Below are 17,396 nucleotides of genomic sequence, written 5' to 3'. Positions count from 1 at the left end.
CCGATCGGTCGGCCGCACACACCGGTGGAGGTGCGAGAGCGCCGGTAATTCATCCGGTCTGATCAGCGGCTCGGCTCCACCCGCGCCGGGGCCTGCCACCGGTCCGCTGGTCCGTGGCAGGCCCCGGCCCCGGGTGCCTCAGCCCTTCCCGGCGGCCCGGTTCTCCCCGGTGGCCCGATGCCCGTGCCGGAAGAGCGGGGCGCGGGTGTCGAAGGGCACGTCCTCGTGGGAGGCGGCGACGGCGGCGTCCGAGCGGGGGAGGTCGAACGGGAGCGTCGCGGTCATCGGGGCCCGGCCGAGCGCGGCGTCCAGCACGACCTCGTCCGCGGCGCCGAACTCGCCGATCAGCAGCGCCGCGTGCGGGGCGAGCGGGGTGAGCACGGCGGGCCGCTCCAGCTGGGCGGCGAACACCGTGGGCACGGTGGCGGCCAGCGCGGTGAGGCGGTCGACCTCGGCCGACTCGAACTCCAGCGAGCCGCTGTGGAAGTGCTGCTCCAGCAGCCCTTCGCGCCGCTCGTACGGGGTGGCGAGGCGGATCACGGCCAGCTCGGCCCGCTCCGGCTCCTCGACGAGGGTGCCGTACCCGGCGGCGACGGCGGGGTCGATGCCCTCGACGTACAGCCGGGTGGCGGGGCGCGGCTCGCCGGCCAGGTGGACCACCGAGCGGCGCTGGACCTCGCGGCCGAGCGCCCGGCCCTCCGGGGCGCCGACCAGGTCGGCGGCGGCCTCCGGGTCGACGTACGGGTCGGCGAAGAGGCCGAGGCGGAACTTGTCGCGCAGGATGCGGCGGACCGACTCGTCGAGCCGGGCCTCGGTGACGGCGCCGGAACGGACGGCGGCCAGGATCAGCTCCGGGTCCGTCTCGCCGCCGAGCTGGTCGGCGCCCGCGTCCAGGGTGAGCACGACCTGCTCGGCGACGGACAGCTCCTCGACGCCCCAGTGCCGCGGGGGCAGCGTGACCACTCCGGGGACGTCCATGCCGGTGATGGCGTTGAAGTCGGTGCAGACCACGCCGTCGAAGCCGTAGCGCCCGCGCAGCAGGCCGGTGATGACGTCCCGGTTGAAGTTGGCGCCGACCTCGGCGAGGCCGCTGCCGGAGGGGATCGCGTAGGCGGGCATGATCTGCGCGGTGCCCGCGGCGAAGGCGGCCTCGAAGGGGCGCAGGTGGGTCTCGAACTCGCCGCCGGGGTAGACCAGTCGGCGGCCGGCGGCGAAGTGGGAGTCCTCGCCGGCGGCCTGCGGGCCGCCGCCGGGGAAGTGCTTGGTCATGCAGGCGACGCTGTCCGGGCCGATCGGCCCGCCCTGGAGACCCTCGATGTAGGCGGTGATCATCCGCGAGGCGCGCTCCGGGTCCTCCCCGAAGGTGCCGCTGATCCGGGCCCAGCGGGGCTCGGTGGCGAGGTCGGCCATCGGGTGGATGGCGACCCGGATGCCGACGGCGCACAGCTCGCGGCGGATCAGGTCGGCGTAGCGCCGCACCAGGTCGGGGTCGTCGGTGGCGGCGAGTCCGATCGGCTCGGGGCCGGTGCTGAAGCCGCCACCGGTGTGGGCGGTGGCCGGGTTGGCGGTGAAGCCGTGCCGGGGGTCGGAGGAGAGGGTGACGGGGATGCCCAGCCGCCCGGCCGCGGCGAGGTCCTGGACGTGGTTGTTCCACTCGGCCATCGCGCGCGGGTCGGGGACGGCCATCATGGCGAAGTGGGTGAGGCCGCGCTCGGTGATCAGGCGGGCGCCGGAGGGGAACGGGCCCTGGTCGCCGGGGAGCATCCGGCCGTGCAGCATCAGCGCGGCCTTCTCCTGCAAGGTCATCCGGGTGAGGAGGTCCTCGACCCGCTCCTCGACGGGCAGCCGCGGGTCCTCGTAGGGCTCCATGGTGCCGTTGTGGTTGAGGTCGCGGAAGGGCGTGCCGTCGGTGTGCCGCAGCAGGGTCAGCATGCCGTCACCTCGGCGGTGTTCGACGCGGCGGTACGGGCCTCGGTGCTGGCGGCGGTACCGGCCTCGGTGCTGGCGGCGGCGCGGGCGGCGGCCTTGGCGCGGAAGCCGTCCAGGGTCTCGGCGGTGACCCCGCAGGCGGTCAGGAAGCCCTCGGCGCCGCCGTGCTTGGCGCGGACCAGGTCGAGGAAGGTGCTCATCGCCCCGGCGGGCGCCTCCAGCAGCGGGGCGGGGACGACCAGCCGGCCGGCCTCGACCTCGTTGAGGGCGGCGCGGTTGCGGTCGGCGAGGCCGGCCCAGATCTGCTCGATCGCCTCGTTGGTGCGGGCGTAGTCGGCGACGATCTCCTCGGCGGGCACCCCGAGCAGCTCCAGCAGCAGCGCGGTGAGCAGCCCGGTGCGGTCCTTGCCGGCCGCGCAGTGCACCAGCACGCCGCCCGGGCGGACGGTGGCCTCGGCGGCGGCGGCCAGCCCCTGCGGCGCGGACTCGGCCATCAGCAGGTAGAAGGCGCCGAGGTCCTCGGCGGTGGTCATGGCCCGCATGGCCTGCGCCAGTTCGTCGTTGGTCGGCTCGATCCGGGCGAGGACGACGGCGATGCCGGCGGCCTCGGCGGCGGCCCAGTCCTCGGGGCGGCTCTCGGACTCGCCCCGGAGGTCGACGATGGTGGTGATGCCGTGCTCGCGCAGCTGGGCGACGACGGCCTCGTCGGCGGCGGGGAAGGGCTGGGCGGAGCGGAACAGGGTGCCGGGGCGGATCCACCGGCTCGCGGGGTCGGCGAGCGCTGCGGGGTCGCGGAAGTTGACCAGGGACATGCGGGGGGCCTTTCAGGAAGTGCGAAGCAGGTGGTGAAGGTGCGCGGCGGGCCGCACGAGGGGGGGAGAGAAAGGGCAGGGCCGGCGGCGAAAGGGCGCGCGGTGCCGTCCGGACGGCCGACGGCATCGCCCAGTGGTGACGGGGTGTAGGGGTGACGGGGTGTAGGGGTGTCGGCTCGGGTCAGCCGGTGGTGTCGAGCACGTCCCGGTAGGCCTTGTGCCAGTCGGCCACCGTGCCGGTCTCGGACGCGATCAGGACGTGGTGGCGCACCATGCCGCCGAACTGCGCGCCGAGCGCGGTCGGACGCAGGTCGGTGGCCGGGTCCACGCCGAGCCGCTCGGCCGCGATGGTGACGGTGCGTTCGGTGAAGCTGTCGATCACGACCACGGCGTAGTTGTGCACGGAACCCTGCACCTCGATCAGGCTCCGGCGCAGCCGGCGGCGGCGCTCGGTGTGCTCGACGGGCTCTTCCAGCCGGCCGCCGGTGGCGGTCAGCGCGTGGTCGAGCGCGGCCCAGAGCGGGAGTTCGGCGGGGGCGGCGGCGAAGGCGTCGAGGATGGCCTGGCCGAAGTCCCAGCCGAACAGCAGAGCCTCCTTGGCCGGGTAGTAGCGGAAGAACGTGCGGTGGGCGATGTCGGCGCGGCGGCAGATCTGGTCCACGGTGGTGCGCTCGAACCCCTGCTCCTCGAAGAGGTCGAGCGCCGCGGTGCGGATGGTGTCGCGGGTGCGCGCCTTCTTGCGGTCGCGCATGCCCTGCTCCGCCGCGGTGTCCGTCCCCTGCATGGTTCTTCCGTTTCCTCTCGGTGAGTTGAGTGTGGATGGGGCCGCCGAGGGGGCGGCTGTCAGTACCGAATCACGTCCGACCGTGCTCGCTCAAGGCGAGCGCCGACTCTTCCGGGTTCCGTCATCTGAAATTTGCACAACTGCCTTTTGGCAGTACTGCCACTTCCGGAATGGTGTGAAGCGTCGGCGGTCGCACTCCCCCAGGCCGCCCCCACTCCCCCGAACCGAGGAACCATGAAGCGGCACACCCACCTCCTGGTAGCGGCGGCCTGCACGGCCGCGCTCACCCTCACCGCCTGCTCCGCCTCCGACGACGCGGTCTCCGGCTCCGGCGCCGGGAACACCGGCGCGGCGAACGACGGGCCTGCCGTGGACGGCGGCACGCTCAAGATCGGCCTGGACCGGCCGTTCGCCAAGCTCGACCCGGCCGACGGCACCCTGACCTCGATGCCGATGATGGTCCTCGCCAACGCCCTGTACGACCCGCTGATGGTCAACGGCGACAACGGCGCCGTCCAGCCCTACCTCGCCAAGTCCTTCACCCCCAACGCGGACGCCACGGTCTGGACCCTCGACCTGCACGAGGGCGTGAAGTTCGGCGACGGCAAGCCGCTGGACGCCCAGGCCGTCGCCGACCACGTCACCCGGCTCGCCAAGCCGGAGAGCAAGTGCGCCTGCGCCATCGACGCAGCCACCATCGGCGCCACCACCGTCTCCGGCCCGACCACCCTCACCTTCACCCTCAAGGCGCCCGACGCCGCCTTCCCGAACATATTCACCCGCTCCCTCGGCTACGTCTCCGAGGCCCCGTCCGGCGACTCCCCCGCCGTCGGCTCCGGCCCGTACACCGTGGAGAGCGTGCAACCCGGAGTCTCCGTCACCCTCACCCGCAACCCCGCGTACTGGGGCGCCAAGGGCCACGCCGACAAGCTCGTCTACCGGGTGCTCACCGACACCGACAGCCGCTACCAGTCGCTGCGCTCCGGCGACACCGACCTGATCTGGACCGAGACGCCCGGCCAGCTCAAGCAGGCCGCCGCCGACGGGCTGCGCAGCGCCACCGGGCCCGGCGGCACCACCACCATGGTCTTCAACACCGCGTCGACGCCCTTCGACGACGTGCGGGTCCGCCGGGCCGTGCAGTACGCGATCGACCGCGAGGCCCTGGAGAAGGTCGTCTCCCTCGACCAGGGCAAGGTCTCGGACGGCCCGATCGGCTCCCGCTCCCCGTACCGCACCGCCGCCGGGTACCCGGCCCACGACCCGGCCAAGGCCCGGGACCTGCTCGCCGAGTCCGGCCACCCCGACCTCGCCTTCGACTACCTCGTCGACAGCCGCCCCGAGGGCCAGCAGCGCGCCACCGTGATCCAGCAGATGCTCGGTGAGGCCGGGATCAAGGTGACCATCAAGCCTCTCGACGCCGCGGGCCTGGGCACCGCGATGCTCCAGCGCAAGTTCCAGGTGATCGACTTCCCCACCAGCATGTTCGGCGACACCGACACCGCGCTCACCAATCTCTACCTGTCCAACTCGCCCTACAACTTCATGAGTTGGTCCGACCCGGAGACCTCGAAGGCGATCGCCGAGGGCCGCGCCTCGACCGACCCCGCCAAGCGTGCGGCCGCCTACCAGCAGGCCGCCCGGCGGGTCGTCGGCGAGGTGCCGATGGCCTTCCTCACCGAGAACACCGTCGGCTTCCTCGCCGGCGCCAAGGTCGGCGGACTGCCCGACCTGTCCAAGCGCACCGTCCTCAACGTCTCCCCCGCCCCCCTGTGGGTGAAGCGGTGACCCCCCGCACCCGCACCGCGCTGCGCCACGGCGGGCGGCTCGGCCGCGCCGCGGCCGTACTGCTGCTGGTCACCGTCGCCGCCCTGTACCTGCCCCACCTGATGCCGGGCTCCCCCGCCGTCGCCGCCCTCGGCCCCACCGCCACCCCCGAGCAGATCTCCGCCTACGAGGCCGGGCTCGGCCTGGACCGCAATCTGTTCGCCGCCACCTGGCAGTGGATCGCCGACGCCCTGCACGGCGACCTCGGCCACTCGCTGTCCACCGGAGCCGCCGTCACCACCGAACTCGCCGACCGCATCCCCGTCACCCTCGAACTCTTCCTCGCCGCCCAGCTGGTGGCGCTCGCCCTGGCCGTGCCCGTCGCCCTGCTCTCCGCCTGGCGGCCCGGCGGCACCTTCGACCGGATCGCCACCGCCGGCACCTTCGGCTGGCTCGCCGTCCCCGGCTTCGCCCTCGGCCTGCTGCTCATCTGGCTCGCCGCCGTCCAACTGCGCATCCTGCCCGCCACCGGCTGGACCCCGTTCACCGAGGACCCGGCCGAGAACCTGCGCCACCTGGTGCTGCCCGCCCTCACCCTCGGCCTCACCGAGGCCGCCGTGTTCACCCGCACCCTGCGCGGACAACTGCTCGACACCCTCGACCAGCCGTACATCGCCGCCGCCCGCAGCCGCGGCATGGGCACCACCCGGCTGCTGCTGCGCCGCGCCCTGCGACCGTCCAGCCTGCCGCTGGTCACCCTGGTCGGCATCGGCATCGGCACCTCGCTGGGCGGCTCGGTGCTGGTCGAGTCGCTGTTCGCGGTGCCCGGCGTCGGCAGCCTGGCCGCCGGGGCCATCTCCGGCCGGGACTTCCCCGTCGTCCAGGCCGTGGTGGTGGTCAGCGCCGTCGGCGTGGTCGCGGCCACCTTCGCGGTCGACCTGCTGTACCGCACGATCGACCCGAGGATCGCCCATGAGCACCGCTGAGACCCCAGTCGTGACCGTCGAGACGGTCGCGGCGCGCACCGCCCGCCGCCGGCCCCCCGCCGGCGTGCTCGCCGCCGGGGCCTGGCTGGCCGTCGTCGCCCTCGCCGCCCTGCTGCTGCCCCTGCTGCCCGGCTTCGACCCGCTGCACGGCGACTTCGCCCACCCCGCCGCCGCCCCCGGCCCCGGCCACTGGCTGGGCACCGACAGCGCCGGACGGGACGTCCTGCAACGCACCGTCGCCGGCGCCCGCGCCTCCTTCACCGTCGCCGCCCTCACCATCCTGGTCGGCCTACTCGGCGGCGGAACGCTCGGCCTCGCCGCCGGCTGGTTCCGCGGCCCGCTCGACAAGGCGATCGGCTTCGCGACCGACCTGCTGATGTCCGTGCCCAGCCTGATCCTGGTGATGATCGCGGTCTCGCTGCGCGGCCCCAGCCTCACCGTGATCGGCACGCTGATCGGGCTGTTCACCGTCCCGCACTTCACCCGGGTGGTGCGCGCCGTCGTGCTCTCGCTCAGCGAACGCGGCTTCGTCCAGGCCGCCCGCATGCTCGGCACCGCCCCGCTGCGCGTCCTGCGCCGCGAGATCGTCCCGCACGTCGCGCCGGCCGCCCTCACCTTCGCCTTCACCGCCACCACCGTCGCCATCGTCGCCGAGGGCTCGCTCAGCTTCCTCGGCTTCGGGCTGCGCCCGCCGGAGCCCTCCTGGGGCGGCATCATCGCCGAGGGGCGCACGGCCCTCGGCAGCGCGCCGTGGATCTCGCTGGCGCCCGCGGCCGTGCTCTGCCTGACCGTCCTCGCCCTCAACTACCTCGGGGAGCACCTGCGTTCGGGTGGTCCCGCCGGCCCGAAGGGAGCGCGCGGATGACCTCCGCCCCCGACCTCGACGAACCCGCCCTGGACGTCCCCGCCCTCGACGTCCCGGTGCTCGACGTCCGCTCGCTGGACACCGTCCTGCACACCCCCGACGGCCGTGCCCTGCACGTCCTGCACGGCGTCAGCCTCACCATCGCGGCCGGCGAGTGCCTCGGCGTGGTCGGCGAGTCCGGCTCCGGCAAGTCCGTGCTCGCCCGCGCCGTCCTCGGCGTCGAGTCCCGCACCACCAGGGCCGTCGCCACCGGCGAGATCCGGCTGAACGGCGAGGACCTGCTCGCCGCCTCCCGCACCCGCCGCGCCGAACTGCTCGGCACCGGCATCGCCATGGTCCACCAGGACCCGATGACCTCGCTCAACCCGGTGGTCCGGATCGCCGACCAGGTCACCGAGTCCCTCACCAACCGGCGCCGGCTCTCCCGGCGCGAACGGCTGCGCACCGCCACCGAGTTGCTCGCCGCCGTCGACGTCCCCGACCCCGCCCGGCGGGCCCGCGCCCACCCGCACGAGCTCTCCGGCGGCCTGCGCCAGCGCGTCGGCATCGCCGCCGCCCTGGCCGGCGAACCCGCCCTGCTGCTCGCCGACGAACCCACCACCGCCCTCGACGTCACCGTCCAGCGCACCGTCCTGGACCTGCTCGACCAGCACCGGCGCAGCCGCGGCCTCGCCACCCTGCTGATCACCCACGACATCGGCCTGCTGTACGGGCGGGCCCGCCGGATCGCCGTCATGTACGGCGGCCGGATCGTGGAGACCGGCCCCACCGAGGCCGTCACCCGCCACCCCCGGCACCCCTACACCGCGGCCCTGCTGCGCTCCGTACCCCGGGTCACCGGCCCGCTGCGCCGCACCCTGCCCGCGATCCCCGGCTCGCCGCCCGACCTCACCCGGCCCACCCCCGGCTGCCCCTTCGCCCCGCGCTGCGAACTGGCGACGGACCTGTGCACCACGACCGCGCCGCCCACCCACACCGCGGCGGACGGCCACACCGCCGCCTGCCACTTCCCGCTCACCGCGCCGCCTGACGCGCCGTCGCCCTCGCCCTCGCCCGACGAACTGGAGCCCGCGGCATGACCACCGCCCCCGACGCTGCTGCCCCCGAAGCCGTCGCTCCCGGCGCCGCCGCTCCCGGAACGGCCGTCCTGGAGGCCACCGACCTCAGCGTCGTCCACCGCACCCGCTCCGGCCCGCTGCACGCCGTCAGCGGCGTCGACCTGGCCCTCCACCCGCGCCGCACCCTCGCCCTGGTCGGCGAGTCCGGCTCCGGCAAGAGCAGCATCGCCAAGGCCCTGCTGCGGCTGCCCCCACCCACCACCGGCACCGTCACCCTCGACGGCACCGACCTCGCCACCCTCTCCCCGCGCGCCCTGCGGGCCGTCCGGCCCCGCCTCCAGCTGGTGTTCCAGGACCCGCTCTCCTCCCTCAACCCGCACCGCCGGGTCCGCGACCTGGTCGCCGAACCCCTCGACGCCCACCCCGACCCGGCCCGCGACCGCGAGCAGGTCGTCACCGAGCAGCTGTCGGCCGTCGGCCTCCCGCCCGCCCTGTTCGGCGACCGCCGCCCCCACCAGCTCTCCGGCGGGCAGGCCCAACGGGTCGCCATCGCCCGGGCCCTGGCCGCCGGACCGCGCGTCCTGATCGCCGACGAGGCGGTCTCCGCCCTCGACGTCTCGGCCCAGGCCACCGTGCTCAACCTGCTGCGCGGGCTCACCGAGGAACGCGGACTGGCCGGCCTCTTCATCTCCCACGACCTCGGCGTGGTCCGCGCGGTGAGCGACGAGGTGGCTGTGCTCCAACTCGGCCGCATCTGCGAACGCGGCCCCACCGAGGCCGTCCTCGCCGCCCCGGCCCACCCCTACACCGCCGCCCTGCTCGCCGCCGTCCCCGAACCCGGCCGCCCGCTGCGCGACACCGGCCTCCTCCCCACCGACCCGCCCTCCCCCCTCGCCCCGCCCAGCGGCTGCCGCTTCCGCACCCGCTGCCCCCTGGCCGACACCCGCTGCGCCACCGAGGAACCGCAGCTGCGGGAGGTGGCACCAGGCCGCGCGGTGGCCTGCCACCGACCACTGATCGGCGCTGCCACAGCGTCCTGACCAGCCGGACGCACCACGGGCCCCCGGGCCGGGAGCCCCACTCCCGCCCCAGGGGCCCTTCCCGTTCCGGCCGCGGACGGGCGGGCGCCACGGCGGCGACGGGAAGGGTTCAAGCGCAGTGCCCGACTCGGAGCACCCGCAGGTCATCGGCACCACGGAGGCCCGACGGGACGGCGCCCCCGTCGGGCTTTCACCTGGCAGGGGCACGGCCCTCGCGCGCCGTTCGCGCCCCTTCACGCCGGTGACGATTCGCGTACGCAGCCTTACCGTTGGTTGCGATCACGGGTCGCACCTGGCGACCCGGCGTACCGGAGGTCCCATCATGCGACGCCTCGTCACGACGATCGGTACCCTCATCGCCGCAGGGACGCTGGCCGTGGCCGTCCCCACGTCCGCCCAGGCCGCCACGGGCACCCTGACGTTCTACAACGTGATCTTCCCCGGCGGGTCGGGCAGCGGCCCGGGCGTGCCGTACCTCGACCCGGCCCCCGGCTGCTACGACGTACCGAGGGAGGCACAGGGGCCCCTGTCAGGCGTGAACAACGCGACGGACAGCACGGTCCGCTTCTACTGGGGCGAGGACTGCACCGGCGGGTCGCTGTTCAGCGTGTCGGCCGGCCGTTCGGTCAGGTTCAACTCGCACCCGCGCTCCTTCATGGTCGAGAGCTGACCGCAGACCCGATCGCAGCCACACCGATCCCAGGTGGCCGAAGGACGGGCGACCCGGCCAGCGGCTATTGGGGGTCCGGCCAAGGCGCCCGCGAAACCCACCCGGGGCCATCCCGGTCTCGCTCGTCGTCGAGTAGTCGCGGGGATTTTGAACGGCGGGCGACCGCAGGCCACTTCGGCCTGTCGGCCGCCCGCCGTTCGCCGTTCGCGTTCGCGCCCACGGCGGCGCTACGACCGCGATGGCGCTACGACAGCGGCAGCGCCCGCCTGAGCGCACCGAAGGCCGCGTCCAGCAGGGCGCGATGATCGGGGTCGACCGCCGCCGCACTCTCCCCCGCCAGCATCCGGCCCGCAGAGGTGAGGCAGCCGGTGCGATAGGCGGCGACGGCGAGCGCGGCGGTCAGCCGGGGCTGCGGGTCCGGCGAGGTCTGCGCGATCACCCCGGCCAGCGCGCCCTCCAGCTCCTCGACGCCTTCGCGGGCCCGCGCCCGCAGCGACGGGGAGTCCACCACGACCTGCCAGAAGGCCGTGAAGCGATCCCGCAGAGCCGCCAACGGGTAGCCCTCGTCGATGAGTTCGAGAATCAGGCGATGCAGCGCGGCGAGTGGGGACTCGGCGGCCGGGCGGTCGCGCACCGCGCTCGTGAACAGCTCGACAGCCTCCGGGATCCGGTCCAGGAAGAGGTCCTCCTTGCGCGGGAAGTAGTTGAAGACCGTCATGGTCGAGACCTCCGCCGCCTCGGCCACCTCGGCGACGGTGACCTGGTCGAACCCGCGCGCCAGGAACAGGGTGGTGGCCACGCCGGAGATCCGCTGCCGGGTCTGCACCTTCTTGCGCTGACGCATCGTGAGGTTCCGGGACTGCGGTTCGTCGCCGGCGTCTGGGGTCCTGGCTACATCCATGACCGAAATTATACCCACCACAGATTTTTAGTGACTACAGTGAAGTCATGAACACGGACATGAACACGGACATGAGCACAGACGCAGGCACCGACGCAGGCACGGACGCAGGCACGGACTACGACGTGGTGGTGGCGGGCGGCGGGCCGGTCGGGCTGATGCTGGCCTGCGAGCTCCGGCTCGCCGGAACCTCGGTGCTGGTCATCGAACGACTCACCGAGGTGGACCAGACGGTCAAGGCGGGCGCCATCAACACGCCCAGCGTGGAGGCCTTCTACCGGCGCGGGCTGCTCCCCGCGCTCGAAGAGATCCACGCGCAGGCAATGGAGAAGTTCGCCCAGTTCACCCGGCAGCGCCACCCGGACGGGCCGCCCACCAACGGCGAAGTGCCCACCAACGGCGAAGTGCCCGCCGACAGCGCAGTGCCCACGCGGGCGCCGCAGCGGATCGCCGGGCACTTCGCCGGAATCATGCTGAGCCTCGACCGCTTCGACCCCGCCGACGACCCCGACTTCGCCGACCGCGGCCCCGTCGACAAGGCCGCCCTCGTCCCGCAGGCCGCCCTGGAGCACGTGCTCGGCGAGCGCGCGGCCGAGCTGGGCGTCGAGCTGCGCCGGGGCGTGGAGTTGACCGGCTTCGACACCGACGAGCACGGGGTGACCGTGCACACCGACGGCGGTGCGCCGATCCGAACCGGCTGGCTGGTCGGGTGCGACGGCGGCCGCAGCACGGTGCGCCGGCTCGCCGGGTTCGACTTCCCCGGCACGGCCCCGGAGATCACCGGCCACCAGGCGATAGTGGAGATGACCGGCTCCGAGGCCCTGGGCGCCGGCTGGAACCGGACCTCGGTCGGGACGTACGTGCACGGGCCGGTGCCGGGCCGGATCCTCACCGTGGAGTTCGACGGTCCGCCCGCGGACCGCCAGTCGCCGGTCACCACCGAGGAGTTGCAGGCCAGCCTGCGCAACGTCAGCGGCGTGGACGTGACGATCACCAAGGTGCACAGCGCGACCCGCTTCACGGACAACGCCCGCCAGGCGAGCACCTACCGCGCGGGCCGGGTGCTGCTGGCCGGCGACGCGGCGCACGTGCACTCCCCGTTCGGCGGCCAGGGGCTCAACCTCGGCATCGGCGACGCGATCAACCTCGGCTGGAAGCTCGCCGCCACCGTACAGGGCTGGGCACCGGAGGGCCTGCTGGACAGCTACACCGCCGAGCGGCACCCGATCGGCGCCTGGGTCCTGGACTGGACGAGGGCGCAGGTCGCGCTGATGCGGCCCGAGCCGGGCAGCGGCGCGCTGCGCAACGTCGTCGCCCAGCTGGCCGACACCGCGGCCGGGACGACCTACTTCGTCAAGCAGCTCTCCGGCGTGTGGCAGCGCTACGACCTGCCCGGCGAACACCCGCTGGTGGGCCGCAGCGCACCGGACCTCGCACTCGCCGACGGCAGCAAACTGGCCGACCACCTGCACGACGGCCGCGCGCTGCTGCTGGACCTCACCGACGACCCCGAGCTGCGCGCCCGCGCCGACGGCCACCGCGACCGGTTGCGGATCGTGACTTCCCCCTGCCCCGAACAGCCCACGCCGGCCGCCCTGCTGGTCCGCCCGGACGGCTTCGTCGCCTGGGCGGGCGACAGCGGTGAGGCCCCGGACGGGCTCGGCGAGGCGCTCGACAGGTGGCTCGGCGCAGCTCAGGACTGAGCTCAGGGCCGGCGCAGGACGGCGGCTGCCAGGGCGAGCGCCGGGTCAGGGTGTCGATCGCCCGGTCGAGTTCGGCGGCCTGCTGCTGGTGGCTGCCGTCGGTGACGCAGTCCTGGAAGGAAAGGTCTTCGTCCAGGACCTCCGCAAGCACATCCCCTTCACCATCACCCGCACGTGACCACCACCGCCCCGCCCACCCCGAGGGCCGCCAGGCCGGTCGCACCGCGCCCAGCGGCCTCCGGCACACCAACGGCGGACACCACCGCACCCCACTTCCCACACGGCCGCATCGCAGACGCGGCGCTCCCATCTCTCCCCCCCGGCCCCCGCACATCCGCGCGACACTCACAGGTGATCTATCGTCACTTTGTGTAGGCCTCCAGGCGTACGATGTCGGGGGTTTGGGCATGGTCAGCGCCGGGGCCGTCACGGTCCCTGCGGTTCGCGTCCACTGCGGGCCGCGAGAAGGTGCCGGTCCAGCGAAGAGGAGCTTCCATGACGGGTCAGACGCCCGACGCCGCGCAGCAGCAGGTGCAGTTCCCCATCACCGAGTCGTTCACCGGCACAGCCCCGGAGAATGAGCACTGGCAGTTGCTGGGTAGCGCGCGGCTGAACGAGGGCGCCCTGGAGCTGACGCCGAACACCCCCTCGAAGGCGGGTACGGCGTTCCTGGACCAACCGTTCTCCTCCTCGCTCGGGGTGAGCATCGACTTCGACTACTCCTGTGAGGGCGGCGGGGCCCAGGGTCTCGGGGACGGGTTCAGCCTCTACCTGATCGACGGGAGCCGTACCACGCAGCCCGGGGCCCGCGGCGGGGCGCTGGGCTACTCCTACATCAAGGACGGCTCGGTCAACCTTCCCGGCGTCACTGCCGGCTATGTGGGCGTCGGCTTCGACAACTTCGGGAACTTCGCCGCCCCCTCATGCGGCCCCGGCGGTCCCGGCCGCAGCCCCGACACTGTGGGTGTGCGCGGCTCCGGGGACCTGCTCACGGGCTTCGCCTGGCTGGCCGGTGTCGAGGTGCCGGGTGGGTTCCGGGGCGGCTGGGGGGTGGGGGCCCATCTGCAGGTGACCGTCATCGGCGGGCGCCTGACGGTGCGGCGCTCCAGCACCTCGGACCCCAACGGCGCGGTGCTGATCGACAATCTCGACCTGGCCGCCGGCCCGGGCCAGGTGCAGATGCCCGCGACGTTCAAGCTCGGGTTCGGCGCCGGCACCGGCGGGGCCACCGCCGCCCACCGCATCCGCAACCTCACCGTCGCCCTGCCCGTCGCCATGCCGCTGGAGATGAGCGGCCCGCTGACCGCCAAGGCCGGCCATCGGATCTCCTACACCATCGGCGTCCAGAACCACGGGCCCAACGACGCCCCCGACGCCGTCGTGCGCGGCGACGTCCCCGTCCAGTTGCTCGACGTGGAGGTGACATGCCGCGGGGAGAACGGCGCGGTGTGCGGCCCGGGAACCGCTACCGACGGCGAACTCCACCAGCCGCTCAGCCTGCCCAAGGGCAGCAAGGCGGTGATCACCTTGAGGGGCACCGTCGACCCTCACCACGAAGGCGACTTCACCGCCACGAGCCGGATCACCTCCGCCACCCGCGCCAATACCGCGGCCCAGCAGTCCGGCCAGGTCACCACCACTGCCGAACTGCCGCTGATCACCGTCGGCCAGAAGATCGCCGGGCAGTGGGACCAGACCTGGCCCGAGGACGCCAAGGGTTGGCTCGTCAGCTACAACCTCACCCTGGCCGCCAACGAACACCGCGTGACAGCCTGGGAGATCGCCTTCGACGTCCCCGCGCGCACCCGCGTCAACCCCCAGCAGACCCAGTGGTACCGGGTCATCAAGGACGGCCTGGAGGGAACGGTCGTCCTTGGGTCCCCCAACGACGGCTCCCACACCATCGACCCCGGCACCCCGCTGCCCGTCGACGTCCAGATCCTCTACCCCTCCCAGTCCGACGCCGGCGACGGCCGCCTCCGCGGCCTCTACGCCGTCGAGGTCGAGAACCCCTAACCCCCGCAGAAGCAGCACCCGGACCGGATCCGCCTCGCAGCAGTGCATCCGCCCGCGAGGCGGATCCGGCACAGCTACCCGCAGCCCGACCTGCCGGTCACGCCCGTGCGGGCCGCCATTTGCACCCGGCGCTCTGCGCCAACGCGCGGTGGATTCGCCCGCCGACGCAGTCCTCCACCACTGGGGGCGGGTGGGGCTGCCTTACGGCAGCCCCACCCGCCCGGGCCTCTGCTACATCTGGCCCTGGTCCATCAAGCCGCCGGCGCGCGTCCGTGCCTGCGTTCCGAGTGCCTGGTCGGCGGTATCCGCAATGGGGTCGGAGCCGTCGTCCTGCGGGTCTGCGACCCTGTGGACGACCAGTTCGGGCTGCTCGTCGACGTACTCTTCGGGCTCGGGCATGGGGTTCTCCTTCTTCGGGGCGTCAAGCACCTGGACCAACGAGCCGTCCGCCACCTGATGACGCCTACCGGAGGCAGCTGGCTGGCAGCCGGTCTGTGCGGACTGACGGCGACCGTCCCTCGGAGAGCCCGATCGCTCTCGCGCTCCGCCGGGCGATGGCCCGCTCCTCGGCGTGAACGAGAGGCATTGACAGCCCGGCGGCCTCCAGAAGTCGGTGGAATCCGGGGACCGCGCCCGTGCTACTTGCCGACCGCATAGACGATGTCGTCCGTGAGGTACTTGTCGCCGACGGTCGCCTCGTAGGTCCCCAGGTTCGACGTGATGGCGGCCTTGGCCTTCGCCTTGACCGGGGCGGGAGCGCCGTTCAGCGCGCTCAGCGATGTGGCCAGGTCTGCGGCCTGAGAGGCGATGGTCTTCAGCAGGTGGTCGTAGTCCGGCGTGCCCATCTGTGGCTTCCCCTTTGTAGAAGTGCTGTGCTGGCGGTTGGCGGCCCTGTCCGTCGGGCATCTGCGAGGGCCCGGCCAAGACAGTTCCTCGATAGGCGGCTCCCCATTCGCCGCCACTCGATCGGGTGAATACTCTGGACACGCCAGCACTCTTGCGCGATAGCGCCGACGGCGCGCTCCCAGTCCCGGAGTTGCCCAACCTGGCCCGAAGAGCAGCATCGCACCGGTCCGGCCTCCGAGCTCTGGACTCCCACCCTGCACTGCCGCTGCACGATGGCAGCGCGGCCAGAGGTGGTGGTTGTCAGTGCTTGATGTCGATCTTCCCCTGTCCGCCCATCGCGCCGACGCCCATCTCCGCTCCGCCACCGACAAACGAACCGATGTACTCGCCGTCCAGGCCCCACAGGTTGATGTTGAACATGGCCGCGGTGGTGGTCGCCTCGAAGCGGGTGGTCCAGCCCGCGTAGTCGGACAGGTGGCCGTTGGTCCACAGGGTGCCCCAGACGTCTCCGCCTCCGACGCTCAGGCCGCCTCCGGCACCGGTGATCTCGTACTCGACGCCCTTCTCGTCGGTGAAGTCCCCGGAGAAACCGCCCCCGAGGACCGAGAAGGAGTGCACGGACCCGGAGTAGGAGAACTTCTTGGGGACGATCACCGCTTGCCCGGCGATCAGGTCGGGGTCGATAGCCCGCCGGGCTGTGATCAGGTCGAGGTGGGACTCGGCGGCCCGGCTGTAGTGCTCGGCCAGTTGCGGGTGGGCGGTGTCGTGAATGCTCATGGCGAGGGGTCCTTAATTCGTTTCACGGACGGCCCGGGCGCAGGTGCGCACGGCGGCTTGATCGTCCCAGCCCGCCCCGGACCCCGCTGCACCGAAAGGTGTGAACAGGCCATCGAACAGGCAAGGTTGGCTTCCGAATCACCCAGTCGACTTGCCCCACGCGGTTCCCACCCAGCCGGCACGGGAGGGGACGTTCAAGGGGCCGTGACAGCACTGTCCTCGCCCGGCGCGTCCGACGCGTCGGGGCTCAACCCGAACGTCCGCGCGCACCGCGGGTGGGAGATGGGCCAGTCGGCGGCTTCCTCGACTGTGCGCAGGGTGCGGGTGGCCTTGTCGGGGTCGGGGTGGCTGTTCCATCCGCAGTCGTGACCGTCAGAGACCTCGACCTGGTGGATTCCGTACTCGCGGGCGGTGTTGAGGGTGCCGGTGTTGTGGGCGACGGCGGAGCGGGCGGCGAGGGCGGCTTCGGCCCAGGCCCGGACGGGCATGCGGGCGCCGTTGCGGTAAACGACCCGGTCGAGGCGGTAGGCGGCGGCGAGCCGGTCGGCGAGGGAACGGGCTGCGGTCGTGGCGCCGGCTCGGTCGGCGGTGAGGAGGGGAGGTCGTGGCGGACGGCGACACCGCCGCCCCCTCCGGCATGCACCGGGCTCGAAATGAACTTCCGAGGGGCCGTCGCGCAGGGCGTACAGGTCGGCGATGGCGGCCAGTTCCGCGAAGCGGTCCAGTAGCCGACGGACGGCCCGGCCGTCACCGCCGGGCACGGCCTTGGTGATCGTTTCGACCAGGGCCTCCCGTCCCGCCCTCCGGGCCGTCTCCGGTCCGACGGGCGCCAGGTCTTCGACTTCTGCCTCCCCGCGCGGTGCGGCTCGCTGCTTAGGGCGCGCGGCGGCGGCTCGGGGGGTTGCCGCCGCCGCGCAGCGGAAGGTTACCTCACCCCAGAGCGTCGCAAAATCTGTGTGCGCCGGAGTAGACATTGCTCGTGGGTGGGTCTAACGTTTCTCTCGTAGACAGCAGTCGGCGATACCGGCCAGACACGAACTGGCCGGGGTTGTTTGACAGAAGTTCGCAGTTCGGTCCGGCAGTGGAGTTCCGAAGCCAGGCAGGTGCAGGACGGCGACGGGGCTGGCTTCCGGACCGGGCGGCCCGTAGGTATCAGGGGCCGCCACCAGCGGTACCAGTAGGACGCAGTTCAGTGAGTGCAGTACCGGCAGTCGCGAGACAGGCACGGCCTCGGCAAAGGCG

The 17,396-nt window shown here is 73.1% G+C and carries 16 protein-coding genes; 8 read left to right on the top strand and 8 right to left on the bottom strand.

Annotated elements, in window-relative coordinates:
• Nucleotides 1-138: 138 nt before the first annotated feature.
• The 3 genes from AB0O82_RS07155 to AB0O82_RS07145 form a co-directional block, all read right to left on the bottom strand.
• Nucleotides 139-1,932, bottom strand: a complete 1,794-nt coding sequence (locus AB0O82_RS07155; protein ID WP_363581017.1) for a glycoside hydrolase family 3 N-terminal domain-containing protein — start codon at nt 1,930-1,932, stop codon at nt 139-141.
• Complete coding sequence (locus AB0O82_RS07150) at nt 1,926-2,741, bottom strand: tyrosine-protein phosphatase (protein WP_363581015.1); 816 nt, start codon at nt 2,739-2,741, stop codon at nt 1,926-1,928. Before AB0O82_RS07150 ends, AB0O82_RS07155 begins: the two co-directional genes overlap by 7 nt.
• Before the next feature lie 181 nt (nt 2,742-2,922).
• Entirely contained in the window at nt 2,923-3,525 is a 603-nt protein-coding gene (locus AB0O82_RS07145) for a TetR family transcriptional regulator (RefSeq protein ID WP_363581013.1), read from the bottom strand.
• A 234-nt stretch (nt 3,526-3,759) separates the two neighbouring features.
• Here AB0O82_RS07145 and AB0O82_RS07140 point away from each other — a divergent pair, with 234 nt between their 5' ends.
• The 6 genes from AB0O82_RS07140 (at nt 3,760) to AB0O82_RS07115 (ending at nt 9,911) form a co-directional block, all read left to right on the top strand.
• Complete coding sequence (locus tag AB0O82_RS07140) at nt 3,760-5,313, top strand: ABC transporter substrate-binding protein (protein WP_363581011.1); 1,554 nt, start codon at nt 3,760-3,762, stop codon at nt 5,311-5,313.
• Nucleotides 5,310-6,278: an ABC transporter permease gene (locus AB0O82_RS07135; protein WP_363581009.1), complete on the top strand. Its 969-nt coding sequence runs from the start codon at nt 5,310-5,312 to the stop codon at nt 6,276-6,278. The genes AB0O82_RS07140 and AB0O82_RS07135 overlap by 4 nt, the downstream gene beginning before the upstream one ends.
• Nucleotides 6,265-7,143, top strand: coding sequence for an ABC transporter permease (locus AB0O82_RS07130; RefSeq protein WP_363581007.1), 879 nt, complete (start codon nt 6,265-6,267; stop codon nt 7,141-7,143). The genes AB0O82_RS07135 and AB0O82_RS07130 overlap by 14 nt, the downstream gene beginning before the upstream one ends.
• Nucleotides 7,140-8,222 carry an ABC transporter ATP-binding protein gene (locus tag AB0O82_RS07125; RefSeq protein WP_363581005.1) on the top strand — a complete coding sequence of 361 codons (1,083 nt, stop codon included), beginning with the start codon at nt 7,140-7,142 and terminating at the stop codon, nt 8,220-8,222. The genes AB0O82_RS07130 and AB0O82_RS07125 overlap by 4 nt, the downstream gene beginning before the upstream one ends.
• The gene (locus tag AB0O82_RS07120) at nt 8,219-9,241 is read left to right on the top strand and encodes an ABC transporter ATP-binding protein (RefSeq protein ID WP_363581003.1); all 1,023 of its coding nucleotides are present in this window, start codon (nt 8,219-8,221) and stop codon (nt 9,239-9,241) included. Before AB0O82_RS07125 ends, AB0O82_RS07120 begins: the two co-directional genes overlap by 4 nt.
• A 322-nt stretch (nt 9,242-9,563) precedes the next feature.
• The gene (locus AB0O82_RS07115; RefSeq protein WP_363581001.1) at nt 9,564-9,911 is read left to right on the top strand and encodes a hypothetical protein; all 348 of its coding nucleotides are present in this window, start codon (nt 9,564-9,566) and stop codon (nt 9,909-9,911) included.
• 244 nt (nt 9,912-10,155) lie between these two features.
• Here the strand turns inward: AB0O82_RS07115 and AB0O82_RS07110 are convergent, their stop codons facing one another.
• Nucleotides 10,156-10,812, bottom strand: coding sequence for a TetR/AcrR family transcriptional regulator (locus AB0O82_RS07110; RefSeq protein ID WP_363580999.1), 657 nt, complete (start codon nt 10,810-10,812; stop codon nt 10,156-10,158).
• A gap of 71 nt (nt 10,813-10,883) precedes the next feature.
• Between AB0O82_RS07110 and AB0O82_RS07105 the strand changes: the two genes are divergently transcribed.
• A complete protein-coding gene (locus AB0O82_RS07105; RefSeq protein WP_363580997.1) occupies nt 10,884-12,515 on the top strand; it encodes an FAD-dependent oxidoreductase in 1,632 nt (543 codons plus the stop codon).
• A gap of 495 nt (nt 12,516-13,010) precedes the next feature.
• Entirely contained in the window at nt 13,011-14,531 is a 1,521-nt protein-coding gene (locus tag AB0O82_RS07100; protein ID WP_363580995.1) for a hypothetical protein, read from the top strand.
• Nucleotides 14,532-14,762: 231 nt separating this feature from the next.
• Here the strand turns inward: AB0O82_RS07100 and AB0O82_RS07095 are convergent, their stop codons facing one another.
• The 4 genes from AB0O82_RS07095 to AB0O82_RS07080 form a co-directional block, all read right to left on the bottom strand.
• Nucleotides 14,763-14,930: a hypothetical protein gene (locus AB0O82_RS07095; protein WP_363580993.1), complete on the bottom strand. Its 168-nt coding sequence runs from the start codon at nt 14,928-14,930 to the stop codon at nt 14,763-14,765.
• Nucleotides 14,931-15,169: 239 nt separating this feature from the next.
• A complete protein-coding gene (locus tag AB0O82_RS07090) occupies nt 15,170-15,376 on the bottom strand; it encodes a hypothetical protein (protein ID WP_363580991.1) in 207 nt (68 codons plus the stop codon).
• A 301-nt stretch (nt 15,377-15,677) separates the two neighbouring features.
• Nucleotides 15,678-16,154: a hypothetical protein gene (locus tag AB0O82_RS07085; RefSeq protein ID WP_363580989.1), complete on the bottom strand. Its 477-nt coding sequence runs from the start codon at nt 16,152-16,154 to the stop codon at nt 15,678-15,680.
• Nucleotides 16,155-16,348: 194 nt separating this feature from the next.
• Nucleotides 16,349-16,915: a hypothetical protein gene (locus tag AB0O82_RS07080; protein ID WP_363580987.1), complete on the bottom strand. Its 567-nt coding sequence runs from the start codon at nt 16,913-16,915 to the stop codon at nt 16,349-16,351.
• Nucleotides 16,916-17,396: the final 481 nt, after the last annotated feature.

It is taken from the genome of Kitasatospora sp. NPDC088264 (genome assembly GCF_040685715.1).
Taxonomy (GTDB): domain Bacteria; phylum Actinomycetota; class Actinomycetes; order Streptomycetales; family Streptomycetaceae; genus Kitasatospora.
Note: the sequence above shows the minus strand (reverse complement) of the source record. Positions and strands in the feature narration are given on the sequence as shown.